We start from the raw sequence: 21,984 nt of genomic DNA on the forward strand, positions 1-21,984 counted from the left end.
AAGGAAGGACGGAAACGGAAGGAAAGAAGGGAGGGAGTGGTCAGGCCTCGACCTTGAGGTCCCGCAGCAGCTTGGCGACGTGTCCGGTGGCCTTGACGTTGTACAGCGCCCGCTCGACCTTGCCCTGCTCGTCCACGACGATCGTGGAGCGGATCACGCCCTGGTAGGTGCGGCCGTAGTTCTGCTTCTCGCCGTAGGCGGCGTACGCCTCCAGCACCCGGTGGTCCGGGTCGGAGAGCAGGGTGACCTTGAGGTCCTCCTTCTCGCGGAACTTGCCGAGCTTCTCCGGCTGGTCGGGGGAGATGCCGATGACGTCGTAGCCGGCGCCCGCGAAGACCTCCAGGTTGTCGGTGAAGTCGCAGGCCTGCTTGGTGCAGCCGGGGGTGAGCGCGGCCGGGTAGAAGTAGACGATGACCTTGCGGCCCAGGTGGTCGGCGAGGGAGACCTGGTTGCCGTCGGCGTCGGACAGGCTGAAGGCGGGCGCGGTGTCGCCGGGCTGGAGGCGCTCAGTCACGGTCGTACTCTCCTGGAGGCTGGGACGGACGGTCGTACCACGGCAAACTTACCCCCGTTGGTGGGTGGGGCCGCGCGTCCGTGCCCGGCAGCTGACAGACTGGGCTGGTCCCACAGGACGACAGGACGACATCGGCAAGTGAATGGGGTGGCCCGAGTGGGCGGTGCGAGCACGCAGGACAAGCCGGAGCGGACGGCTGCGCAGATCGAGGCGGACATCGAGCGCACCCGCGAGCGGCTCGCGGTGAACCTGGACGAGCTGGCCGTGCGGGTCCACCCGAGCACCATCTCCGCCCAGATCAAGGCGAAGGCGATGGCCACCGTTGAGGAGAAGACGGCCAAGGCGTACGTGGCCGCGAGCGGCCTGGTCGAGAAGGTCAGGACGCAGTTCGTGGACGAGAAGGGGCAGCCGCGCAAGGAGCGGATCGTCCCGGCGGCGCTGGTCGGCGTCGGCCTGGTGGTGCTGATCGCCTCGTCCCGCAAGCGCCGCAAGGACTGAGCCGTGGTTCCGGAGGACCGGGCCGCCGTCGGGCGGGGCCGGTCCTTCCGCATGCCGGGCCAGCGTCACACCCGGCACGCCGGGGCGGTACCTTCGGGATCGTGAGTACGAACGACAACCCGACGCATTCCGACCACGAGCACGAGTCCGCGCGGCACGACCGGTTGGGCGAGAAGCTGCCGATCCGGATGCTGCACGACCGCGTGCTGGTGCGCATCGAGGGCAGCGAGGGCGAGCGCCGCTCGACCGGCGGCATCCTGATCCCGGCGACCGCGGAGCTGTCCAAGCGTTGTACCTGGGCCGAGGCCGTGGCGGTGGGCCAGAGCGTGCGCTCGGTGGAGCCGGGTGACCGGGTGCTGTACGACCCGGAGGACAAGCTGGAGGTGGAGGTCCGCGGCGCCACCTACGTCCTGCTGCGCGAGCGCGACCTGCACGCGGTGGCGGCGACCCGCTTCGGTGACACCGAGGGCTCGACCGGCCTGTACCTGTGACCGTGACGGGTCCGTCGGCCGGGATGCGGCCGGCGGACCCGTTCGACGTGGTCGGGTTCGGCGCGGTCGGGTTCTCCCTGATCAGGCCAGGAGGATGCCGCCGTCGACCGTGATGACCGTGCCGGTGGCGGAGCGCTGGTTCAGCAGGTGGACGGACGACTCGGCGACCTCCTCGGGTTCGGCGATCCGGCCGAGCGGGAGGGTGCCGGCGATCCCGGCGAACAGCCGCTCGCGGTCGGCCTCCGGGAAGCCGTACCAGAGCGCGGTGCCGACCGTGCCTGCCCGGACGGCGCTGACCCGGATCGGGGCGGGTTCCACGGCCGGGGCCCGGACCAGGCCCTCGATGGTGCCGCAGATGCTGGCGGCGGCGGAGGCGTTGCGGCGGCGGGTGCTGAGGGCGGAGGGCGGAGGGCGGCGCGGGGTTGGCGGTGGAGCTGGCGGGGGCGGGGGGTGGTGTCCCCGGTTCGCCGGCTTTGTCGGCGGCAGCCGCTAGGGTCCGGGCATGAGTGTCCCGGTGATCGGTGATGGGGAGCGGCGGGCCCGGTTGGGGCGTCGGCAGCTGTTGGCGCCCTCGGTGCGGGCGGCGCGGGTGGAGGACGTGGCCGACGCGGTGGTCGGCCTGCACGCGACGGACGCGGCGACGGTGTACCTGTCGGCGTGTGCGCGGCTGGCGGAGCCCGCGGCGGCGGAGGTGGACCGGGCGCTGTACGGGGACGTCTCGCTGGTGAAGCTGCTGTCGATGCGGCGGACGATCTTCGCGGTGACGGAGGAGCTGGCCCCGTACGTGAGCGCGGCGGCGGCGCGGGCGATCGCGGCGAAGGAGCGGGCGACGCTGCTGAAGCACCTGCGGGCCCACGCCGAGGGCTGGGACGCGGGCCGGCTGGCGCAGACGGAGCGCGAGGTGCTGGCCGCGCTGGCCGTGCGCGGGGAGGCGACGACCAAGGAACTCGGTGAGGACGTCCCGCAGTTGCGCGAGACGATGCTGATGTCGGCGGGCAAGGCGTACGAGGCGAAGCAGAGCGTGGGGAGCCGGCTGCTGCGGTTGCTGGCCTCGGACGGGCACGTGCGCCGGTGCCGTCCGCGCGGGTCCTGGTTGAGCAGCAGCTATCCGTGGGCGCTGGTGCCGCAGTGGCCGGACGTGCCGGTGCGGGAGGCGAAGGCGGAGGTGGTGCGGCGCTGGCTGGCGGCGTACGGTCCGGGCACGGTCGAGGACGTGAAGTGGTGGACGGGCTGGACGCTGGGGGACGTCCGGACGGCGCTGGCGGACGTGGGGGCCCGGGGCGTGGCGCTGGCTGGCGGCGCGGCGGCGCTGGTGCTGCCGGGGGACGAGGAGCCGGTGGCGGCCCCGGAGCCGTGGGCGGCGCTGCTGCCGGCGCTGGATCCGGCGGTGATGGGCTGGCGCGGGCGGGACTGGTACCTGCGGCCGGAGGACGTGCCGGCGCTGTTCGACCGGGCGGGCAACGCCGGGCCGACGGTGTGGTGGTGCGGGGAGGTGGTCGGTGGCTGGGCGCAGCGGTCGGACGGCGAGGTGGTGTGGCGGCTGTTCCGGGAGGTCGGGGCGGAGGCGGAGCGGGCGGTCGCGGCGGAGGCGGGGCGGTTGGCGGCGTGGCTGGGTGAGGTGCGGGTGACGCCGCGCTTCCGGACGCCGCTGGAGCGGGAGTTGACCGCCAAGCGGTAGCGGCGGCGAGCGGGTCGGCCGGGAGTCGTCGGCGGGAGCGGGCCCTGCCGTGGGCCCTGCCTCGGGTTCGGCTGCCCGTTCATCGGGCCGGGGCCGGGGCGACCGCGGTGCCGCTGGGGCCGGCGGTGGCGGTGGGCGGTTCGCTGGGCCGGGCGGGTCGGGTCTGGGTGGGCCGGCTGCTGGGGCTGGGCTGTTCCTGGGTGGGGGTGGGCTGGGGGTTCTGCGGGCTGGGGGTGACGGGGCCGGGGCCGGGCTGTTCGGTGGTGGCGGGGGCGCTGGGGGCGTGGCTGGGGGTGGTGGCGGGGGCGCCGGTGCTGGTGGTGCTGGGGCCGGCGCTGGGGGAGCTGCTGGTGGGGGCGCCGGTGGTGGGCCAGTTGTCGGGGCCGGGGTCGGTGTGGCCGGTCTGGAGGTCGAACTGCTGGGTGGGGGTGCCGCCGAGGGCGGCGGTCATGTAGTCGGTCCAGATCTTGGTGGGGAAGGCGCCGCCGTTGATCCGGGTGAGGCCGGCGGTGCCGGCCAGCGGTTCCTTGGCGTGGCTCTTCGGGTTCTCGCGGAACAGGCCTACGGCGGTGGTGAGTTCGGGGGTGTAGCCGGCGAACCAGGCGGAGAGGTTGGCGTCGGTGGTGCCGGTCTTGCCGGCGGCGGGGCGGCCGAGGGCGAGGGCGGCGGCGCCGGTGCCGCGCGGGCTGACGACGTCGCGCAGCACGTCGGTGACGGAGTCGGCGACGTTGCGGCCGACGGCGTCGGTGGCCTTGTGGTCGGGCATCTTGGGGACGTCGACGGCGCCGCCGGGGTTGACCCGTTCGAGCTTCTGGACGGACCAGGGGGTGTGGGCCTGGCCGTGGTTGGCGAGGGTGGCGTAGGCGCCGGCCAGGTCGAGGGCGCTGGGGGTGGCGGTGCCGAGGGTCATGGAGGTGTTGGCCGGGTCCATGCCGCGGACGCTGTCGGGGATGCCGAGTTTGACGGCGGTGTCCCGGACGCGGGCGAGTCCGGCGTCGACGCCTTCCTGGGCGTAGACGGAGTTGACGGACTTGACCATGGCGTAGCGCAGGGTGATGTTGCCGTAGTCGACGTTGTCCTCGTTGGGGGGCGCGTAGGGGGTGGGGCCGCCGGTGACGGGGCGTTCGCTGGTGCCGTCGTAGCGGGTCTCGGTGGTGATGGGGCGGCCGTCGACGGTGTGCTGGGCGGTCAGGCCGGCCGCGAGGTCGATCGGCTTGAAGGTGGAGCCGATCTGGTTGTCCTGGCGCAGGGCGTCGTTGAAGGGCTGCTTCGCGTAGTCGGGGCCGCCGTAGACGGCGACGACGCGGCCGGTGGCGGGGTCGACGGAGGCGCCGGCGACCCGGACGTCGGTGTCGGTGGTGGGGCGGGCCTTGGGGTCGAGTTCGTCGGTGAGTTCGTCCTGGACGGCCTTGACGAAGGCGTCCTGCCTGGGCTTCTCGAAGGTGGTGGTGATCCGCCAGCCGCCGGCCTTGAGGGTGGCGGCGTCGATGGTGCCGGAGGAGATGAGGTAGTCGTCGGCGACGCCGACCAGGTAGCCGGCCTGGCCGGCGAGGCCGGTGGCCGGCTGGGGGTCGATGGGCTCGGGGAAGGTGGTGGCGTTGCGGTCGGCGGTGGTCAGGAAGCCGAGTTGGACCATGCCGTCGAGGGCGTAGTTCCAGCGGGCGACGGCCTTCTCGCGGTTGGCGGGGGTGGCGGTCTTGACGTCGTAGAGGCTGGGGGCCTGGAGGAGGGAGGCGAGGTAGGCGCCCTGGCCGAGGGTGAGCTGGGAGACGTCGATGCCGTAGTAGGCGTGGGCGGCGCTCTGGATGCCGTAGGCGCCGCGGCCGAAGTAGCTGCTGTTGAGGTAGCCGGCGAGGATCTCGTTCTTGCTGCGCTGCTGGTCGACCTTGAGGGCGATGAAGAGTTCGCGGCCCTTGCGCTCGAAGGTCTGGTCCTGGGTCAGGTAGTAGTTCTTGACGTACTGCTGGGTGATGGTGGAGCCGCCCTGCATGCCCTTGCCGAGCAGGGTGTTCCAGCCGGCCCGGAGCATGCCCTTCAGGTCGATGCCGCGGTTCTGGTAGAAGGTGCGGTCCTCGGCGGAGACGACGGCCTGCTGGGTCTGCAGCGGGATCTGGTCGATGGTGACGTCGGTGCGGTTGACGGCGCCGGTGCGGGCGATCTCGGTGGTGCCGTCGGCGTAGAGGTAGATGTTGTTCTGGGCGACGGCGTGGGCGTTGGGGTCGGGCACCGGGACGATGACGTAGAGCACGGCGAAGGCGCCGACGGCGAGCAGCAGCAGCGCGGTGAGGGTGCCGAGGGTGATCCGCCAGGTGGGCAGCATCCGGCGCCAGAGGGGGAGGGCGCGGCGGGCTTCGCGGCGGGCGGCCCGTTTGGCCTGGCGTCGGGTGCTCAAGGTCATGACGGGATTATCTGCTATTTGACGCGGGCTCAGCGGCGGCCGGGGGTCTGAGGTGCGCGGTTGCGCGGGCGGTGTTGTGCGCCCCGGGGTGCGTCGGAAATCCGGGTGCGGGCGGTGGGGCCTGGCGGTACGGTGAAAGGTGCAAATCGCATAGCGCACCGACTTCTGACAGCTCCGCCCGCCCGCCCGGTACCCCCGGGTACGGCCGGTCGGAGCCGCTGGGGCGTGCGCGGCCGGCTGCGGGCAGCCGTCCGCCCGTATTTGTCGACAAGGAGACAATATGCAGAACGCTGCGCTCGTCGGGGCGAGGCCCCCTGATACCTCCGGTGGATCCGCGCCCGGGTCCGCCGCCGGCGGACCTGCCGCCGGGTGGTACGCCGCCTTCGGGCTGTACACCGCCGTCGCCCGCGGCGCCTTCCGCCGCTACTCCACCTACCGGGCCGCCACGCTGGCCGGCGCCTTCACCAACACCGTCTTCGGCATCATCCTGGCCTCCTCCTTCCTCGCCCTCTGGCAGGCCCGCCCCCACCTCGGCGGCTACGACCAGAGCCAGGCCGTCACCTACATCTGGGTCAGCCAGGGACTGCTGGTCACCGTCGCCGTCTGGGGCGGGGGCTTCCAGGACGACCTCCAGGACCGCTTCCGCAGCGGCGACATCGCCGTCGACCTCTACCGTCCGGTCGACTTCCAGGGCTGGTGGCTGGCCACCGACCTCGGCCGGGCCGGCTTCCAGGCGCTGGTCCGCGGCACCGTGCCGATGCTGGTCGGTGCGCTGGTGTTCCGCACCCGGATGCCCCAACACCCGCTGACCTGGGTGTTCTTCCTGCTCTCCGTCCTGCTCGCGGTGCTGGTCAGCTTCGGGCTGCGGTTCCTGGTCTCGATCACCGGCTTCTGGCTGCACGACTCGGAGGGGGTGCGCGCGGTGATGCTGGTGGTCTCGATGTTCTTCTCCGGGATGCTGCTGCCGATCGCGCTCTTCCCCGGACGGCTCGGCGACCTCGCCCCGCTGCTGCCCTGGGCGGCGCTGGTCAAGGTGCCGACCGACGTCTTCCTTGAGCGGGCGGCCGGCGCCGGACTGCTCCCCGCGCTGGGCTTCCAGCTCGGCTGGGCGGTCGTGCTGCTGCTCGCCGGGCGGGGCGCGCAGTGGCTGGCCACCCGTCGGGTGGTGGTGCAGGGTGGCTGAGTCGTTCTCCGCCGAGCCGTCCGCCGCCGAGCCGTCCGCCGCCGAGCCGTCCGCCGGTGAGTCGCTCGCCACGGAGTCGTTCACCCCGGAACCGTTCGCCGCCGAGTCGTTCCTCGCCCGGACCTCCTGGGCGGTCCGCTCCTGGTGGCTGTGCGCCCGGATGTGGATGCGCTCGATGATGGCCTACCGGGCCTCCTTCCTCCTGAACCTGCTGGCCAGCCTCGTCACCCACTCCCTCGACTTCGTCGTCCTGGTGATCATGTTCGAGCACACCGACCGGCTCGGCGGCTGGAGCCTGCCGGAGATCGCCTTCCTCTACGCCACCGCGACCTTCTCCCTCGGCATGGCCAACCTGCTGGTCGGCTCGGCCGACGGCCTCGGCGTGCGGATCGTGAGCGGCTCGCTGGACACCATGCTGATCCGCCCCGCCCCGGCGCTCTCCCAGCTGTGCGCCGAACGCTTCAGCCTGCGCCGGCTCGGCCGCCCGCTCCAGGCGGTGATCGTGCTCGGCTGGTCACTGGCCACCCTGGACGTGCACTGGACCTGGGACCGGGTGCTGCTGGTGCCGGTCCTGCTGGTGTGCGGCAGCGTCATCTTCGGTGCGATCTACGTCGGCGGCGCGACCGTCCAGTTCTGGTGGGGCGAGTCCAAGGAGATCCAGAACTCCTTCACCTACGGCGGCGCGACCCTGCTCCACTACCCGCCGACCATCTTCGCCAAGGAACTGGTCGCCGGGGTGGTCTTCGGCGTCCCGCTGGCCTTCGTCAACTGGCTGCCCAGCCTGCGCATCCTCGACCGGCCCGACCCGCTCGGGCTGCCCACCGCCTTCCAGTACGCCTCCCCGGTCGCCGCCGTGCTGTGCGTCGCAGCCGCCGGGACGGCCTGGCGGGCCGGTCTGCGCGCCTACCGGGGCACCGGCAGTTGAACACCCCTTTCTCCGCAAGGAAGACCGACATGGCACTGATCGAACTCCAGGACGTCCACCGCACCTTCACCGTGCGCGCCCGCACCGGCCGGTTCAGCCGGGTCAGGCGCGAGGTGCGCGCGGTGGACGGGCTCAGCTTCACCGTCGAGGCCGGCGAGTGCGTCGGTTACATCGGCCCCAACGGCGCCGGCAAGTCGACCACCATCAAGATGCTCACCGGCATCCTCGTCCCCAGCTCCGGCCGGCTGCGCGTCGCCGGGGTCGACCCGGCCCGCGAACGCGTCGCGCTGGCCCGCCGGATCGGCGTCGTCTTCGGCCAGCGCACCACCCTGTGGTGGGACCTCCCGCTGCGCGACTCCTTCGAACTCGCCCGCCGGATCTACCGGATCCCCGACCGGCGCTACCGCGAGAACCTCGGGCGCTGCGTCGAACTGCTGGACCTGGAGGGCCTGTTGGACACCCCCGTCCGGCAGCTCTCACTCGGCCAGCGGATGCGCGGCGACCTCGCGGCCGCGCTGCTGCACGATCCCCAGGTGCTCTACCTGGACGAGCCGACCATCGGCCTGGACGTGGTCAGCAAGGGCAAGGTGCGCGAGTTCCTGCGCGAGGTCAACCGGGACCGCGGCACCACGGTGCTGCTCACCACCCACGACCTCACCGACATCGAACAGCTCTGCGACCGGGTGATGGTGATCGACCACGGCCGGGTCGTCCACGACGGCGGACTGGACGGGCTGCACGCCGCCGGGCGCAGTGAGCGGACCCTGGTGGTCGACCTGGCCGAGGCCCGGCCGCCGATCGAGGTGGCGGGGGCGCGGGTGGTGAAGGTCGAGGGGCCGCGCCAGTGGCTGGCCTTCCCGGCACAGGAGAGCGCGGCGCCGATCGTCGCGGAGGTCGCGGCGCGGTACCCGCTGGTGGACCTCTCGGTGCGCGAGCCGGCCATCGAGGACGTGATCGCGCGGATGTACGCGGAGGTCGCGATCGGTTAGGGCCGGTCGGTGCGGGGTGCGCGCGTCCGGATCCCGGCCACCCGTACGGGGAGGGCACGTGACTCCCCGGCGGGTGGCCGAGTTGACGGGGCGAGGTCCTGTTCGACCGCAGCCCGGAGGCGCGCCGCCCGATGCCCGTACCCGACGTGACCGTGGTGGTCGCGGTCCACAACGCCGTGCCGCACCTCACCGCCTGCCTGGACTCGCTGGTCGTGCAGTCCCTGGCGCCGGGGCGGCTGGAGGTGGTGGTCGTCGACGACGGTTCCACGGACGGCGGCGGGGCGCTGCTGGACGAGTACGCCGCCCGGCACCCCGGACTGTTCCGGGTGCTCCACCGGCCCGACTCGGGGGGCCCGGCCGGCCCGGCCGACCCCGCCGACCGCGGCCTGGCGATGGCCCGCGGCCGCTTCGTGCTCTTCCTCGGCGTCGGCGACCGGCTCGGCCCGGAGGCACTGGAGCGGCTGGTCGCGGCCGCCGATGCCGAGTCGGTCGGCTGCACCGACCCGGCGTCGGCCCGGGCACCGGCCGGCATCGAGCCGCTCCGGCTCGACATCGTCCGGTGCCACGGGCTGCTCGGCGACGAGGGGTTGCAGTCCCTCCCGGACCATCCGCTCGCCCCGGAGGCCTGCCCGCGGGCGGGCCGGGGGCCCGTCCTGTCGGACTGCGACTGCTACTTCCTGGTGCTGCGCGAGGACCGGGGCAACGCCACCGGGCGGGCCTCGGTGCTGGACCGGCTGCGCGGAATCGCCGCACTGCAGCAGGTCGCCGACGAACTGGTCGAGCCGGGCGAGGAGTTGGACGCCATCCGGGTCCGCAGCTTCACCTGGGACGTGCCCCGGCTGCTCCAGGCCGGCTTCCTGCTGCTGGACGACGGGCTGCAGCGGCGGGTGTGCGCCGAGGTCGGCCGACTGGTCGAGCGGTTCGGCGTCCGCGAGGTGTACCACCGGTTGCCCGTCTCCGAGCGGCTGCGCCTCGAACTGGCCGTCGCCGGACGGCCGGAGGTGCTGCGCGACCAGATCCGCTACGAGGCCGCGCACGGCGAACCGCCGGTGGTGGTCGACGGTCGGCGGCACTACGCGGGCTACCCGGCGTTCCGGGACGCCCGGCTCGGCCTGCCGGACGAGCTGTTCCTGCTGCGCGAGGAGCCGCCGTTCGAGGCCACTCCACCGCTCAACCTCGCCCAGCAGTTGTGGCGCGGTGTCGTCCCGGAGCAGGTGCGGCGCGGGTTGCGGCGCCATCCGGGGTGGCGCCGGCTCGCCAACTCGGTGAACGGAGGCCGGGGATGACCGGCCGGACGGCTGCTCGTTCGGCCGGCCGGACCGCTCTCGAACGGCTGCGGCAGGGCCACCGGGTGATCGGCGCGGACAGCGCGGCCCCGGGTGGTGGGGAGCGTCGACCGGGGCGTGCCGCCGTTCCTCCGGGAGGAGGGTTCGGGCGGGGCGCTCAAGCGGGTGGCCCGCCGAGGGCCTGGCCGGGCGCCACCACGACACTGCCCGCTCGGGGCGTGCGGTTGCCGACAGGGGCGTGCGGTCGCGGGTCGGGGCGGGGTGATCGCGGGGCACGCCCCCATCCGCGCCGGGCACCGGGCAGACTGGCGGGGTGAGTGACGAAGCCTTCAGCGGGACCGGCCCCGGAGTCCGGTTCACCGCGGCCGACGAGCAGAAGAGACGCGGCGTCCGCCGGATGAAGACCATCGCGACCGGCCTGCTGGCCTTCGCGACCCTGGTCTTCGCCCTCTCCACCTGGGCGAAGGCGGCCGGTGCCGGCGCCTGGTCCGGATACGTGGCGGCCGCCGCCGAGGCGGGCATGGTCGGCGCACTGGCCGACTGGTTCGCGGTGACGGCGCTGTTCCGCCGTCCGTTCGGCCTGCCGATCCCGCACACCGCGATCATCCCGACCAAGAAGGACGCCTTCGGGCGCTCGCTCGGCGAGTTCGTCGGCGACAACTTCCTGGCCGGCCACGTGGTGCGCGGCCGGCTCGCCGCGCTCGGCGTCGGCCGTCGACTGGGGGAGTGGCTGGCCGCGCCGGGCAGCGCCGAGCGGGTCACCAAGGAGGCCTCGGCGGCGCTGCGCGGCCTGCTCGCGGTGCTGCGCGACGACGACGTGCGGGCGGTGGTCTCCGAGGCGGTGACCAGGCGGGCCGCCGCCACGTCGGTGGCCGAGCCGATGGGCCGGATGCTGGGCAAGGTGGTCGCGGACGGCGGGCACCACGGGGTGGTGGACCTGGTCGCCGTCCGGGCGCACGGCTGGCTGACCGCCAACCACGAGGACGTGGTCCGGAAGGTCACCCAGAAGACGCCGGGCTGGACGCCCAAGTTCCTCGACCACCAGGTCGGCGAGCGGGTCTACAAGGAACTGGTGCGCTTCGTCACCGACATCCGGGACGATCCCGAGCACCCGGCCCGCGGCGCGATCGACAACTTCCTCGCCGACTTCGCCGCCGAGCTGCAGACCGACCCGGAGACCATCGCGCGGGTCGAGCGGGCCAAGGTCGAGGTACTGGGCCGCCCCGAGGTGCAGGACCTGATCAACTCCACCTGGGCGGCCGTGCGCACCCTGGTGATGGGCGCGGCGGAGGACGAGGACAGCGAACTGCGCCGGCGCATCCGCGACGGCGTGCACCGCTTCGGCGAGCGCCTGGCCACCGACGCCAAGCTCCAGGCCAAGGTGGACGGCTGGCTGCAGGACGCCGCCCAGTACCTGGTCGACACCTACCGGGCCGAGATCACCTCGCTGATCTCCGAGACGGTGGCGGGCTGGGACGCCGACGAGGCCTCGCGCAAGATCGAGGCCAACGTCGGGCGGGACCTGCAGTTCATCCGGATCAACGGCACCGTGGTCGGCGCGCTGGCCGGGCTGCTGATCCACACCGTGGCGGCCGCGTTCGGGGGGTGAGCCCGGGCCCGGCCGCCCGGGTTTGGCCCTATCCTTGGCCGATATTCGCGATACGCGCGTAGAAGCGCGGGGCAGAAGGAGAAGGGAACCACCGTGGTCCAGCCGGACGGAAGTCGGATCGGAAACCCCACTGGTAGCGGCAGCGCCGCGGACCGCAGCATCGAGGCGTTCATCGCCGGGATGCCCAAGGCGGAACTGCACGTCCACCACGTCGGCTCGGCCTCGCCGCGCATCGTCGCCGACCTCGCTTCCCGGCACGCCGGGAACTCCAGGGTGCCGACGGACCCGGCGGCGCTCGCCGAGTACTTCACCTTCACCGACTTCGCGCACTTCATCGAGGTCTACCTGAGCGTGGTGGACCTGGTCCGCGACGCCGAGGACGTCCGCGCGCTCACCTACGGCGTGGCCGAGGACATGGCCCGGCAGAACATCCGCTACGCCGAGCTGACCCTCACCCCGTACTCCTCGGTCAGGCGCGGCATCCCCGACGTGGCCTTCATGGAGGCGATCGAGGACGCCCGGCTGCGCGCGGAGAAGGACCTCGGCGTCGTCCTGCGCTGGTGCTTCGACATCCCCGGCGAGGCCGGGCTGGAGGCGGCCGAGGTCACGGCCCGCCTCGCCACCGAGCTGGCCCCAGAGGGCCTGGTCAGCTTCGGCCTGGGCGGCCCGGAGATCGGCGTGCCGCGCCCGCAGTTCAAGCCGTACTTCGACCGGGCGCGGGCGACCGGCCTGCGCTCCGTCCCGCACGCCGGTGAGACCACCGGGCCGGAGACGGTCTGGGACGCGATCCGCGAGCTCGGCGCCGAGCGCATCGGGCACGGCACCCAGGCGGTGAAGGACCCGGCGCTGCTCGACCACCTGGGTGAGCACCGCATCCCGCTGGAGGTCTGCCCGACCTCCAACATCGCCACCCGGGCGGTCGAGCGGATCGAGGACCACCCGATCAAGCGGATGGTGGACGCCGGGCTGCTGGTCACGGTCAACAGCGACGACCCGCCGATGTTCGGCACCGACCTCAACACCGAGTACGCGGTGGCGGCGCGGCTGCTGGGGCTGGACGAGACCGGAGTGGCGGCGCTGGCCCGCAACGCGGTCGAGGCCTCCTTCCTGGAGCAGGCGGGCAAGGCGCGGCTGGTCGGGGAGATCGACTCCTACCTGGCGGGCTGGCAGCAGGGCTGAGCTCTCCGCAGGTCAACCGCCCCGTCGACTCCGGTCGGCGGGGCGATTCCGTTCGTGGCGCCGGCCCGCTCCCGGCTGTGGTGCCAAAGTGGCGCCACAAATGGCTCGACATGGCGCCATGGCTGTGCCATGCTTCTGGCCATGGACCTCACGCCGTACGTCGAAAACCTCCGGAACGAGCTCGCGGTGGCCGCCGCCACCGGCGGGGACGAAGCCCGAGCGCTGGCCGAGCGGCTGACGCTTCCGCTGGAGTCGGCCGTGCGGCTCACCCTGCTCAACGCCCTGTCGGCCGCCATGGGCGAAGTCACCCGTGACCTCGCCCCGGGCTCGGTGGACGTGCGGCTGCGCGGCCTCGATCCCGAGTTCGTGGTGACCGCCCCGCCCGGCGCCGACCCCTTCCACGGCGATGCGCCGCCCGCCGAGCCGTCGGTGGCGTCGTCGGCGGTGCCACTGGTGGCACCATCCGCGCCACCCGTGGTGCCGGAGTCCGACGAGGCGGGCACCGCCCGGATCAACCTGCGCCTGCCCGCCAACCTCAAGGCGAGGGCGGAGGAGGCCGCCGGACAGGAGGGCCTCTCGCTCAACGCCTGGCTGGTCCGGGCCGTGGCCGGCGCGGTGGAGGGCGGCCGCCCGCCCGCCCGCCCGGCCGCCGACCTCGGCAGTCGCAGCACGCGCAGCGTGGGCGGCCAGGGCTTCACCGGCTGGGTCCACTGACACCTCCGCACCACAGACCATCCGCCCCTGCGACGTCACCCCCGCTCCGACCAGCGGGAACACCCACACGAGCCAAGAGGACGGGACACCCATGCCCACGTACGAGACCGACGGACCGATCTCCGTCGCCCTGGATTTCGAGATCGGCTCGGTGTGGATCCGGGCGAGCAAGCGCGCCGATGTGGTGGTCGACGTCCGGCCCACCAGCGCGGCCAGGGATGCCGACATCAAGGCCGCCGAGCTGACCCAGGTCGACTTCTCCGGCGGGCGGCTCACCCTCAAGGGACCCAAGCAGCGCACCGTGTTCTCCAGCCGCAAGGGCTCGATCGAGATCACGGTCGAGCTGCCCGTCGGCTCCGAGGTGCACGCCGAGTCCCCGATGTCGGACTTCGTCACCGAGGGCCCGCTCGGCGACTGCCGGATCAAGACCTCCATGGGCCGGATCCAGCTCGACCGTGCGGAGAACGCGCGGATCAAGACCGACATGGGGGACATCCGGCTCGGCACCGCCGCCGGGAACGCCGAGGTGACCGGCTCCGGCCGGATCGAGGTCGGCACCGTCGGCGGCCGGCTGACGGTCAAGAACAGCAACGGCGACACCGAGATCGACGAGGTGCGCGGCGAACTGACGGCCAACTCCTCCAACGGCCGGATCCACGTCGGCTCCGCCGAGGCGGGGGTGGAGGCCAGGACGGCGAACGGGCCCGTCCGGCTCGGCCGGATCGTCCGGGGCAAGGTCAACCTCCAGGCCGGCGTCGGGGACGTCGAGGTCGGCATCGCCGAGGGCACGGCGGCCTGGCTCGACGTGCACAGCAAGTTCGGCGCCGTCCGCAACGAACTCGGCCCGGCGCAGGGCCCGGGCGACGCCCGGGAGACCGTCGAGGTCCGCGCCACCACCCAGGTCGGCAGCATCACCGTCCGGAGGGCCTGATGGTGGCGATCTCGGCGGTCGGGCTGACCAAGTCCTACGGGGACAAGGCGGTCCTGCGGGGCATCGACCTGTCCATCCCGGCGGGCACGGTGTTCGCCCTGCTCGGGCCGAACGGCGCGGGCAAGACCACCACGGTGGAGATCCTCTCCACCCTGATCCCGGCCGACGGCGGCTCGGTGCGGGTGGCCGGCCACGACCTGGTCCGGGAGGCCGACGGGGTGCGGAGGGCGATCGGGGTGACCGGCCAGTTCTCGGCGGTGGACAACCTCCTCACCGCCGAGGAGAACCTGATGCTGATGGCAGACCTCAACCACCTCCGCCGTCGGGAGGGGCGGAGGCGGGCCGAGGAACTGCTGCGGCGCTTCGATCTCACCGAGGCGGCGCGCAAGCCCGTCGTCACCTTCTCCGGCGGCATGCGGCGCAAGCTCGACCTGGCGATGACCCTGGTCGGCGACCCCGAGGTGATCTTCCTGGACGAGCCGACCACCGGGCTGGACCCGCGCAGCCGCCGCATCATGTGGGAGATCATCCGCGGGCTGGTCGCCGACCACGGGGTGACGATCTTCCTCACCACCCAGTACCTGGAGGAGGCCGACCGACTCGCCGACCGGATAGCCGTCCTGGACGGCGGCCGGATCGTCGCCGAGGGCACGGCCGAGGAGCTGAAGCGGATCGTCCCCGGCGGGCGGATCCGCCTCCAGTTCGCGGACTCCCGCCAACTCGACACCGCCGCCTCCCTCTTCGACTACGGCACCGCCGACACGGAGGCCCTGCGACTGGACATCCCGGGGGACAACTCCGTGGTCACCGTGAAGGCCGTGCTGGACACGCTCGACAACGCCTCCGTGCAGGCCCAGTCGCTGGTCGTGGAGACGGCCGACCTGGACGACGTCTTCCTGCAACTCACCGGGGAGGGTGCGCGATGAGCGCGATGACGACCTACGCGGTCAGCGACTCGCTGACCATGCTGCGCCGGAACCTCAAGCGCGCCCAGCGGTATCCGGCGATGACCTTCTCCGTCGTCGTGATGCCGGTGATGATGCTGCTGCTCTTCAACTACGCCTTCGGCGGAGCGCTGGGAGCCGGCATCGGCGGCGGGAGCTACATCGACTATGTGACGCCGGGGATCGTCCTGATGACGGCGACGGCCGGTTCGGTCGCCACGGCGGTGGGCGTCTGCGTCGACATGACCGAGGGGATCGTCAACCGGTTCCGGACGATGGCGATCTCGCGGTCGGCCTTCCTGACCGGGCACGTGGTCGGGAGCGTGATACAGACCGTGGTCGCGCTGGTGATGGTGATCGGCGCGGCCTTCGCCATGGGGTTCCGCTCCAGTGCCGGGCCGGTGGAGTGGCTGGCGGCCGCCGGGCTGCTGCTCTTCGTGACACTGACGCTGACGTGGATCTCAGCGGGCATCGGGCTGGTCTCCAAGACCCCGGAGAGCGCGAGCAACACGCCCCTGCCGCTGACCTTCCTGCCCTTCATCGGCAGTGCGATCGTCCCGCCGGATTCGATGCCGACCGTGCTCCGGTGGTTCGCCGAGTACCAGCCCTTCACCCCGATCATCGAGACCCTGCGCGGCCTGCTGATGGGCACCGCGATCGGCAACAGCGGCTGGACAGCCCTCGCCTGGTGCACCGGCCTCACCCTGGTCGGCTACGTCTGGTCGCGGAGCGTCTTCTACCGGCGGTGACGGGGGTACGGCCGGTAGTCGTCGGTGCGGCCCGGAGGCGGGAGTCCAGCCCCCGGGCCGTACCGGCGTGCGGTGACCGCCGTCGAGCCCTGGTCGCACAACGGACGGGCCGTCAACAGCCCCGGGCGCGGACGCCCCCTGTAGTAAAGTCCGCGCAAAGATCGGCAAAAGACCGCCCGGGGGGACGGATGGCGATGACGCGTCGTAGACGGATTGCCTGGGGGCTGAGAGCCGTGGCCCTCGTCTCGCTGCTGGCGTACCTGCCGGGCTGGCACGCCTCCCGCTCGGGCGGCCTGGTGGTCGTCGAGCACTGGCTCAACCGTCCGAGGCTGCTGATCGGGGCGGCGGTGGTGCTGATCGTGGTCTCGCTGGTGGTCGAGCTGGAGTTCCGCACCCGGTTCTCACAGATCGGCTGCGCAGTGCTCCTGGTGCCCCTCGTCGTCGCCGGGGTACCGGTGCTCTCCCTGTCCCTGGTGTTCAGCGGCCACGGGGGCCGGGAGGACCGCTTCGTCAGCCCCGACCGCCCGGACCGGGTGCTCACCGTCACCAACATCGCCTTCTCGATCGACCCGATCTACCAGGTGGAGCTGGAGACCGGTACCGGCTGGTCCGCCCGCCACTGGAGCATGGGCACCTGGAACACCAGGGGCGGCGACTTCGTCCGCATCGACTGGTCCGGCCCGGACCGGATCACCGTGACCGGCCGCAAGAAGCTCACCGTCTTCGACGTCCACCCCGACGGCAGCCTGAGCGAGCCCCGAGAGCTGCCCAAGCAGCCCGTCCCCGGAACGGACTCCTGAATCCCGAGGACCCACTCGTCCTCTCCAGGCTTTCGTCCTCGCCACCGCGCCAACCGCTCCGCAGGGCGTTCCGCGGCCCTGACCGGATCCCGCGTACCCGGGCGGCCTGAACGGACGGGCCCGCCGCGGCTCAGCCCGAGGCGGTCGGGCTGCCGGCCGGACCGCCGCAGAGGGCCTTCTCCTCGAAGGCCCGGTAGAGCCGCTCGGACTTCTGGCGGTCGCTCTTGTCGTACTCGTTGTAGGAGATGGCGTACTGGCGGCTGCCGTCCCGTGATCCGAACACCCCGGTGGAGTAGCCGGGGATCTCGCCGGTGTGGCCCCAGAACTGGCCGCAGGAGAGGTCGTAGCGGGCCACACCGAGGCCGTACTCGGCGTGGTCGGGTGCCTGGGGGATGGGTACGGTGGTGGTCATCTCGGTGAGTTGGGCGGGGGCGAGCAGCCGTCCCCCGAAGAGGGCCGCGTGGAAGCGGGTGAGGTCGTCGGTGGTGGAGACGGCCGCGCCGGCCGCGTCGGCGATGGTGGGGGAGAGCCTGGTGACATCGCCCGGGCCCTCGGGGAGCTTGAAGTAGCCGTGGGCGTGGGGGCCGGGGACGGCGGTGGAGGTGGTGGGCAGGGTGGTGTGCCGCAGCCCGAGTGGCCGGATGATGCGGTTCTGCACCTCGTCCCGCCAACTGTGCCCGGTGACCTGCTCGATGAGCATGCCGACGACGACGTAGTTGGTGTTGGAGTAGTGCCAGCCCTGCCCGGGGGCGAAGTACGGCGGCCTGGCGGCGCCGATGGCCAGGAGCCGTTCCGGGGTGTACTCGATCCAGCGTCCGGTGGCGAGGAACTCCCGGTTGCCCGCCTCGGTGTCCTCGCGTACCCGATGGTCGTCCAGGTAGTTGCCCAGCCCGCTGGTGTGGTTGAGGAGTTGCCGGACGGTGATGGCGCTGCCGTTGGGCACGGCGCCGGGCAGGTAGTGTTCGATCGGGTCGTCGAGTCCGACCCGGCCCTCGCCGACCAACTGCAGGGTGACGGTGGAGACGAAGGTCTTGGTGACACTGGCGATCCGGAACCGCCCGTCGGCGCGGGCCGGTCGGCCGGTGGCCAGATCGGCGGTGCCGGCCGCGCCGCGCCAGGTGACGCGGCCGTGGTCGCGGACCTCGGCGAGCGCGGCGGTGCTGGTGCCCTGGTCGACCAGTGCGTCCAGTTCGGGCTGCAGGTCGGCGACGGCCGGTGACCGGGTGGCGGCGGACGGGTTGGCGGGGGCGGCCGCCGCGTTCGGCGTGAGCACGGCGAGCGAGGCGAGGGTGACGGCAGCGGTGCGGAGCGTGGCACCGACTCGGCGCCGGGGCAGGCGGGTTGGGGTCATGGCGTCACGCTCGCACTGCCAGGTGGCCACGGGCCTCCTGCTGGCGAAGGGCCCGGCTCTCCGTCTTTCGGAGGAGAACCGGGCCCGGTCCGGAGGGCGCGAACCTCACGCCGGGCGGGTCACCAGCGGTCGATGCCCATGGTGTTCGCGGCGCTGTGGATGGCGTTGTAGTGCGGGATCGACATGTCGGACTTCTTCTGGCCGGCCGGGAGGTGCTTGTCGGCGGCCCGGAACTCGTCGCGGGCGGCGGCGAGCAGGCTGGTGCCGTAGGAGACGGGGACGTCGTTGGTGCCGTGGGCCGGGTGGGACTTGGCGGCCGTCTGGCTGCCGGCCTGGGCGAGGATGCTGCGGGCCTGGTTGTAGGCGGCGGCCTTGACCGTCTTGGGGTTGAGGATCTGTGCCTGCACCCCGGCCACCGACCGGGTCTGGTCGGCGGCCACGGCGGCAGGGGCGACGGCGGCGGTGAGGGCACCGGCGACGGCGACGGCGGCGAGGGCGTTGCGGACGTTCCTGTTCATGCGAAATCCTTCCGTGGAAATTCCAGGGGTTCGCCTCCGCTTCGGACTCGGACATCGTCGGAGCGCGAACGTCTCCGCACTACCCCGGCCGTCGAGAGCGGAAAACCGGATTCCGTCGGGTTCGTTCGGAAGCGATGGGATCCGGACGTTCTCCGGATCCCGGGAATTCGCACCGGTTCCGGCACGCAGGAATCCCCGCCGGCTCCCGATTCCCCGCTCCCGGCTCCGCACGCCCGGCTCCCGACCCCGGACGCCCGGTCCAACGCCGGTCGCGGCCCTACGCGTTGGACCAGGACCGGCTGGACAGCACCAGCAGGTAGCCGTCCGGGTCCTGGAGGGTGACGCCCCAGGTGTCCCAGTACGGGTTGTGGGCCGGCACCCGCTTGCCGCCGTGCTGTTCCAGTCGCTCCACCATCGCGTCGCTCACCGGCTCCCCGAGGTAGACGACCAGCAGGTCCTCGGCGGTGGGTCGCGGCTCGACGGGCGCGGCCGGGTCGTGGACGAGTTCCAGGTGCCAGGCGGCCCTGGGCCAGCCGACCATGAGGAGCGAGTGCTCGCCGGGGGTGCCGTCCGTGGTGTGCCGGTACAGGACGTCGAGGCCGAGACCGGACACCCAGAAGCGCTCGGCTGCCGCCAAGTCCGATGAGGGGCGGGCGATGCGGATGTGGGCGGTGGCGTCGGCCGGCATGGTTCTGGCTCCAGGGGTACGGGGAGGGGAGGGCGGGCTCCCGGTGGCAGTGAGCCTAGGGATCACGTGACGGGGTGTCATCGGACGCTGGTCCTAGTCCGTCGGCCCCGGACCTCCGGTCCCGATCCGAGCGGCCAGGGCAGGCCGGGTGAACGACGAGGATTCGTCGACGGATGTACTCAACGAACTCGAACAGCTCCCGCGAGTGCGGAGATTCGAGGCAATCTGATTCGCACACGGACTCCAGTCGGATTACCTGACTCTTGCCGGCTCCGGGGGCGGATGGTTGCCTCGCGGTCGTGACCGAACGGACGGTCACGCGCGTTCGAGGTAACACCGTAGAAGGAGAGATCCCTTGTTCACCATCAAGAAGGCCACCGCGGTCGTCACCTCCGCCCTGGGAATCCCGTCCGCCTGAGTCGCTGGTGGCTTTCCGGCACAACGCGGACGGGCCCGGCACCTGTGAAAGGTGCCGGGCCCGTCCGACCGTGGAGCGCCAGGCCCGGGTTGCACGGACTCTTCCTACTGAAAGTAGGACGTGCTCTGGTAGCACCGCTGACGCCTGACGAGAGATCATTTCCCTCGCGACGAGAAGAAGACTAGCAGCTCAGCGGCCGTACTCCGAACCGCGGCCGGGGCACCGGGGCACCGGGGCCTGCTGGGCGGTTCGGGGCGATCCGGTTCGCATGCGGACTCCATTCGGATTACCGGCTCCTGTGGAGGCCCTGGGTGGGTGGGTCCCCCGAATCGCGTGACCGAACGCGCGGTCATGAGCTCCGAGGGGAGGGCGCAGAAGGAGACATCCCTTTGTTCACCGCCAAGAAGGCCACCGCAGTCGCTGCCGCCGTCCTGGCCGTCAGCGGAACGGTGGTCGCCGCAGCGCCCGCGTCGGCCGGCGTCCGGGACGTCACGCCGTCCTGAGTGATTGGACGGCACAATGCGGACTGGCCCGGCACCTGGGTAGGTGCCGGGCCCGTCCGACCGTGGAGCGCCAGGCCCGGGTTGCACGGACTCTTCCTACTGAAAGTAGGACGTGCTCTGGTAGCACCGCTGACGCCTGACGAGAGATCATTTCCCTCGCGACGAGAAGAAGACTAGCAGCTCAGCGGCCGTGCTCCGAATCGAGGAACGGTCGGGTCGGGGGTGTGGGGCCTCGATGCGGATCGCCCGGCCGCGGCGGCGGGCGAGGCGGGCGAGGCTGATCGCGGCGCCGGGGTCGGTGGGGGCGGCCGCCGGCGGAGTGGTGGCCGATGAGGCCTTGACGCTGGATCACCGCGCTTGGAAGAGTCGGCGATCGGACGAACTCCGTTTCCACAAGGCGGAGTTCGAAGCATTTCCATCGAAACGGGGTTGGTTCCTCATGCTCACCAGGAAGATCGCCGCGGCGGCGGTCGCCGTGGCCGCCGCAGGCGTCCTCGCCACCGCCACGTCCGCGTCCGCCACCGCCACCCTCTACAACACGGCGACGACGACAGTCGGCGGGGGCCTGTCGCACAAGTGCACGTCGCGCACCGTCGACCTCGCAGCCGGCTCCTACGGCTGGGGGTTCTACAGCGCGACCCCGTACGTGAGCAGCACGGTCAAGCTCGCCGCGGGTAGCTACACCTGGACCGACTGCCTGACGGAGAGCGTGGACTACTACTACGTGGACTCCTCGCTCCAGCTCAACGGCAGCTCCTCCGCTCCGGCGACGCTGCACGCGTCGCGCTGGATTGCCGGTGGTCTCTACACCTACGGCAGCTTCCTCAAGCCGAACTTCTAGAAGCGCCGGGCTCCTCGGCCCGCCGAGGCCCCGACCGCCATCCGGTCGGGGCCTCGCTGCGACCTCCGTCCGGAGTAGTTGACCTCTGGGTCAAATAGTCACTACGGTGGCGGCGTGGGCAGGCCGAAGAGCTTCGAGCCGGATGTCGTCATCGCGCGGGCGATGGAGACCTTCTGGACCAAGGGCTACACCGAGACCTCCCCGGCCGACCTCGCCGAGGCGACCGGGGTGGCCAAGGGCAGCCTCTACCACTCCTTCGGTTCCAAGCGGCAGTTGTTCGCCCGGGCGCTGGACCTCTACGGCCGCATGGGTTCGGAGGTCACCGAGGAGTTCCTCTCCCGGCCGGGTACCGCGAAGGACCGCCTCCGTGCGTACTTCCTGCTGCTCGTGGACATGGACCTGGAGGGACCGGTCCGCCGCGGGTGCCTGGCCCAGAACACCGTCACCGAACTGGGCGGACGGGACGAGGAGGCGACCCGTGCGGTGCACCGCATGGAGGAGCGCATGGTCGAGCTGTTCGCCGCCCGCATCGAGCGGGGTCGGCGGGACGGCGACGTCGACCGGGGTGTCGACGCCAGGGAGCAGGCCCTGTACCTCCAGACCGTCCTCGCGGGCCTGCGGGTCATGACCAGGACCTACGACCGGCCGGTCCTCCTCCGGATCATCGACACCGCTCTGGCGGGCCTCTGAGGCGCACGGCCCCGCGCCGTGGCCTTTTTTGCGCCCTCGTTTTGGACCTGCAGTTCAAGAACTTGACACGTAGCGACACGTAGGGGG

The 21,984-nt window shown here is 72.2% G+C and carries 22 protein-coding genes; 16 read left to right on the plus strand and 6 right to left on the minus strand.

Translation table 11 applies throughout. The annotated features are described in order from the left end of the window. Nucleotides 1-40: 40 nt before the first annotated feature. Nucleotides 41-514 carry a thioredoxin-dependent thiol peroxidase gene (gene bcp / locus ACIRVF_RS21390; protein ID WP_360425146.1) on the minus strand — a complete coding sequence of 158 codons (474 nt, stop codon included), beginning with the start codon at nucleotides 512-514 and terminating at the stop codon, nucleotides 41-43. A 156-nt stretch (nucleotides 515-670) separates the two neighbouring features. On the opposite strand from bcp, the gene ACIRVF_RS21395 reads away from it, so the two are divergent. Then, nucleotides 671-1,012: a DUF3618 domain-containing protein gene (locus tag ACIRVF_RS21395; RefSeq protein ID WP_402819875.1), complete on the plus strand. Its 342-nt coding sequence runs from the start codon at nucleotides 671-673 to the stop codon at nucleotides 1,010-1,012. A 188-nt stretch (nucleotides 1,013-1,200) separates the two neighbouring features. Continuing rightward, complete coding sequence (locus tag ACIRVF_RS21400; protein WP_079136310.1) at nucleotides 1,201-1,503, plus strand: co-chaperone GroES; 303 nt, start codon at nucleotides 1,201-1,203, stop codon at nucleotides 1,501-1,503. An 81-nt stretch (nucleotides 1,504-1,584) separates the two neighbouring features. Here the strand turns inward: ACIRVF_RS21400 and ACIRVF_RS21405 are convergent, their stop codons facing one another. Next, on the minus strand, nucleotides 1,585-1,989 hold the full coding sequence (locus ACIRVF_RS21405) for an SDR family oxidoreductase (protein WP_402820221.1): 405 nt from the start codon (nucleotides 1,987-1,989) through the stop codon (nucleotides 1,585-1,587). A 16-nt stretch (nucleotides 1,990-2,005) separates the two neighbouring features. Between ACIRVF_RS21405 and ACIRVF_RS21410 the strand changes: the two genes are divergently transcribed. After that, nucleotides 2,006-3,181 (plus strand): winged helix DNA-binding domain-containing protein, encoded by a 1,176-nt coding sequence (locus ACIRVF_RS21410; protein WP_402819878.1) that lies wholly within the window; start codon nucleotides 2,006-2,008, stop codon nucleotides 3,179-3,181. A gap of 79 nt (nucleotides 3,182-3,260) precedes the next feature. On the opposite strand, the gene ACIRVF_RS21415 is transcribed toward ACIRVF_RS21410, so the two are convergent. Beyond that, nucleotides 3,261-5,579: a transglycosylase domain-containing protein gene (locus ACIRVF_RS21415; protein ID WP_402819881.1), complete on the minus strand. Its 2,319-nt coding sequence runs from the start codon at nucleotides 5,577-5,579 to the stop codon at nucleotides 3,261-3,263. Between the two features lie 280 nt (nucleotides 5,580-5,859). Here ACIRVF_RS21415 and ACIRVF_RS21420 point away from each other — a divergent pair, with 280 nt between their 5' ends. The 11 genes from ACIRVF_RS21420 (at nucleotide 5,860) to ACIRVF_RS21470 (ending at nucleotide 16,888) form a co-directional block, all read left to right on the plus strand. Further along, nucleotides 5,860-6,762 (plus strand): ABC transporter permease, encoded by a 903-nt coding sequence (locus ACIRVF_RS21420; RefSeq protein ID WP_402819884.1) that lies wholly within the window; start codon nucleotides 5,860-5,862, stop codon nucleotides 6,760-6,762. Then, nucleotides 6,755-7,687, plus strand: a complete 933-nt coding sequence (locus tag ACIRVF_RS21425; protein ID WP_402819887.1) for an ABC transporter permease — start codon at nucleotides 6,755-6,757, stop codon at nucleotides 7,685-7,687. The genes ACIRVF_RS21420 and ACIRVF_RS21425 overlap by 8 nt, the downstream gene beginning before the upstream one ends. A gap of 29 nt (nucleotides 7,688-7,716) precedes the next feature. After that, nucleotides 7,717-8,676, plus strand: a complete 960-nt coding sequence (locus ACIRVF_RS21430) for an ATP-binding cassette domain-containing protein (RefSeq protein ID WP_402819890.1) — start codon at nucleotides 7,717-7,719, stop codon at nucleotides 8,674-8,676. 131 nt (nucleotides 8,677-8,807) lie between these two features. Further along, nucleotides 8,808-9,962: a glycosyltransferase gene (locus ACIRVF_RS21435; RefSeq protein ID WP_402819893.1), complete on the plus strand. Its 1,155-nt coding sequence runs from the start codon at nucleotides 8,808-8,810 to the stop codon at nucleotides 9,960-9,962. Between the two features lie 313 nt (nucleotides 9,963-10,275). Then, entirely contained in the window at nucleotides 10,276-11,571 is a 1,296-nt protein-coding gene (locus ACIRVF_RS21440) for a DUF445 domain-containing protein (RefSeq protein ID WP_402819896.1), read from the plus strand. Nucleotides 11,572-11,730: 159 nt separating this feature from the next. After that, the gene (locus ACIRVF_RS21445) at nucleotides 11,731-12,750 is read left to right on the plus strand and encodes an adenosine deaminase (RefSeq protein WP_402820224.1); all 1,020 of its coding nucleotides are present in this window, start codon (nucleotides 11,731-11,733) and stop codon (nucleotides 12,748-12,750) included. 141 nt (nucleotides 12,751-12,891) lie between these two features. Next, a complete protein-coding gene (locus ACIRVF_RS21450; RefSeq protein ID WP_402819899.1) occupies nucleotides 12,892-13,464 on the plus strand; it encodes a toxin-antitoxin system HicB family antitoxin in 573 nt (190 codons plus the stop codon). Between the two features lie 91 nt (nucleotides 13,465-13,555). Beyond that, nucleotides 13,556-14,395 carry a DUF4097 family beta strand repeat-containing protein gene (locus ACIRVF_RS21455; protein ID WP_402819902.1) on the plus strand — a complete coding sequence of 280 codons (840 nt, stop codon included), beginning with the start codon at nucleotides 13,556-13,558 and terminating at the stop codon, nucleotides 14,393-14,395. Then, nucleotides 14,395-15,321, plus strand: a complete 927-nt coding sequence (locus tag ACIRVF_RS21460) for an ATP-binding cassette domain-containing protein (RefSeq protein ID WP_402819905.1) — start codon at nucleotides 14,395-14,397, stop codon at nucleotides 15,319-15,321. Before ACIRVF_RS21455 ends, ACIRVF_RS21460 begins: the two co-directional genes overlap by 1 nt. A 5-nt stretch (nucleotides 15,322-15,326) precedes the next feature. After that, on the plus strand, nucleotides 15,327-16,088 hold the full coding sequence (locus ACIRVF_RS21465) for an ABC transporter permease (protein ID WP_402820227.1): 762 nt from the start codon (nucleotides 15,327-15,329) through the stop codon (nucleotides 16,086-16,088). 194 nt (nucleotides 16,089-16,282) lie between these two features. After that, entirely contained in the window at nucleotides 16,283-16,888 is a 606-nt protein-coding gene (locus tag ACIRVF_RS21470; RefSeq protein WP_402819908.1) for a hypothetical protein, read from the plus strand. A gap of 130 nt (nucleotides 16,889-17,018) precedes the next feature. On the opposite strand, the gene ACIRVF_RS21475 is transcribed toward ACIRVF_RS21470, so the two are convergent. The 3 genes from ACIRVF_RS21475 to ACIRVF_RS21485 all read right to left on the minus strand — a co-directional run bounded on the left by ACIRVF_RS21475 (nucleotide 17,019) and on the right by ACIRVF_RS21485 (nucleotide 19,445). After that, a complete protein-coding gene (locus ACIRVF_RS21475) occupies nucleotides 17,019-18,239 on the minus strand; it encodes a serine hydrolase domain-containing protein (protein ID WP_402819911.1) in 1,221 nt (406 codons plus the stop codon). Nucleotides 18,240-18,358: 119 nt separating this feature from the next. Continuing rightward, nucleotides 18,359-18,757 carry a hypothetical protein gene (locus ACIRVF_RS21480; RefSeq protein ID WP_402819914.1) on the minus strand — a complete coding sequence of 133 codons (399 nt, stop codon included), beginning with the start codon at nucleotides 18,755-18,757 and terminating at the stop codon, nucleotides 18,359-18,361. A 277-nt stretch (nucleotides 18,758-19,034) separates the two neighbouring features. Then, on the minus strand, nucleotides 19,035-19,445 hold the full coding sequence (locus ACIRVF_RS21485; protein WP_402819917.1) for a VOC family protein: 411 nt from the start codon (nucleotides 19,443-19,445) through the stop codon (nucleotides 19,035-19,037). Nucleotides 19,446-20,805: 1,360 nt separating this feature from the next. Between ACIRVF_RS21485 and ACIRVF_RS21490 the strand changes: the two genes are divergently transcribed. Both ACIRVF_RS21490 and ACIRVF_RS21495 read left to right on the plus strand, forming a co-directional pair. Further along, nucleotides 20,806-21,207, plus strand: a complete 402-nt coding sequence (locus ACIRVF_RS21490) for a hypothetical protein (protein WP_402819920.1) — start codon at nucleotides 20,806-20,808, stop codon at nucleotides 21,205-21,207. Nucleotides 21,208-21,321: 114 nt separating this feature from the next. Beyond that, nucleotides 21,322-21,897 carry a TetR/AcrR family transcriptional regulator gene (locus tag ACIRVF_RS21495; RefSeq protein WP_402819923.1) on the plus strand — a complete coding sequence of 192 codons (576 nt, stop codon included), beginning with the start codon at nucleotides 21,322-21,324 and terminating at the stop codon, nucleotides 21,895-21,897. Nucleotides 21,898-21,984: the final 87 nt, after the last annotated feature.

This window comes from Kitasatospora sp. NPDC101157, assembly GCF_044768255.1.
Taxonomy (GTDB): domain Bacteria; phylum Actinomycetota; class Actinomycetes; order Streptomycetales; family Streptomycetaceae; genus Kitasatospora.

Coding starts and splice junctions, on each gene's coding strand:
- ACIRVF_RS21430 (WP_402819890.1), top strand. CDS start 7,717: ATGGCACTGATCGAACTCCAGGACGTCCACCGCACCTTCACCGTGCGC.
- ACIRVF_RS21475 (WP_402819911.1), bottom strand. CDS start 18,239: ATGACCCCAACCCGCCTGCCCCGGCGCCGAGTCGGTGCCACGCTCCGC.
- ACIRVF_RS21400 (WP_079136310.1), top strand. CDS start 1,201: ATGCTGCACGACCGCGTGCTGGTGCGCATCGAGGGCAGCGAGGGCGAG.
- ACIRVF_RS21490 (WP_402819920.1), top strand. CDS start 20,806: ATGCTCACCAGGAAGATCGCCGCGGCGGCGGTCGCCGTGGCCGCCGCA.
- ACIRVF_RS21415 (WP_402819881.1), bottom strand. CDS start 5,579: ATGACCTTGAGCACCCGACGCCAGGCCAAACGGGCCGCCCGCCGCGAA.
- ACIRVF_RS21470 (WP_402819908.1), top strand. CDS start 16,283: ATGACGCGTCGTAGACGGATTGCCTGGGGGCTGAGAGCCGTGGCCCTC.
- ACIRVF_RS21435 (WP_402819893.1), top strand. CDS start 8,808: ATGCCCGTACCCGACGTGACCGTGGTGGTCGCGGTCCACAACGCCGTG.
- ACIRVF_RS21465 (WP_402820227.1), top strand. CDS start 15,327: ATGACGACCTACGCGGTCAGCGACTCGCTGACCATGCTGCGCCGGAAC.
- ACIRVF_RS21480 (WP_402819914.1), bottom strand. CDS start 18,757: ATGAACAGGAACGTCCGCAACGCCCTCGCCGCCGTCGCCGTCGCCGGT.
- ACIRVF_RS21455 (WP_402819902.1), top strand. CDS start 13,556: ATGCCCACGTACGAGACCGACGGACCGATCTCCGTCGCCCTGGATTTC.
- ACIRVF_RS21485 (WP_402819917.1), bottom strand. CDS start 19,445: ATGCCGGCCGACGCCACCGCCCACATCCGCATCGCCCGCCCCTCATCG.
- ACIRVF_RS21410 (WP_402819878.1), top strand. CDS start 2,006: ATGAGTGTCCCGGTGATCGGTGATGGGGAGCGGCGGGCCCGGTTGGGG.
- ACIRVF_RS21450 (WP_402819899.1), top strand. CDS start 12,892: ATGGACCTCACGCCGTACGTCGAAAACCTCCGGAACGAGCTCGCGGTG.
- ACIRVF_RS21420 (WP_402819884.1), top strand. CDS start 5,860: ATGCAGAACGCTGCGCTCGTCGGGGCGAGGCCCCCTGATACCTCCGGT.
- ACIRVF_RS21460 (WP_402819905.1), top strand. CDS start 14,395: ATGGTGGCGATCTCGGCGGTCGGGCTGACCAAGTCCTACGGGGACAAG.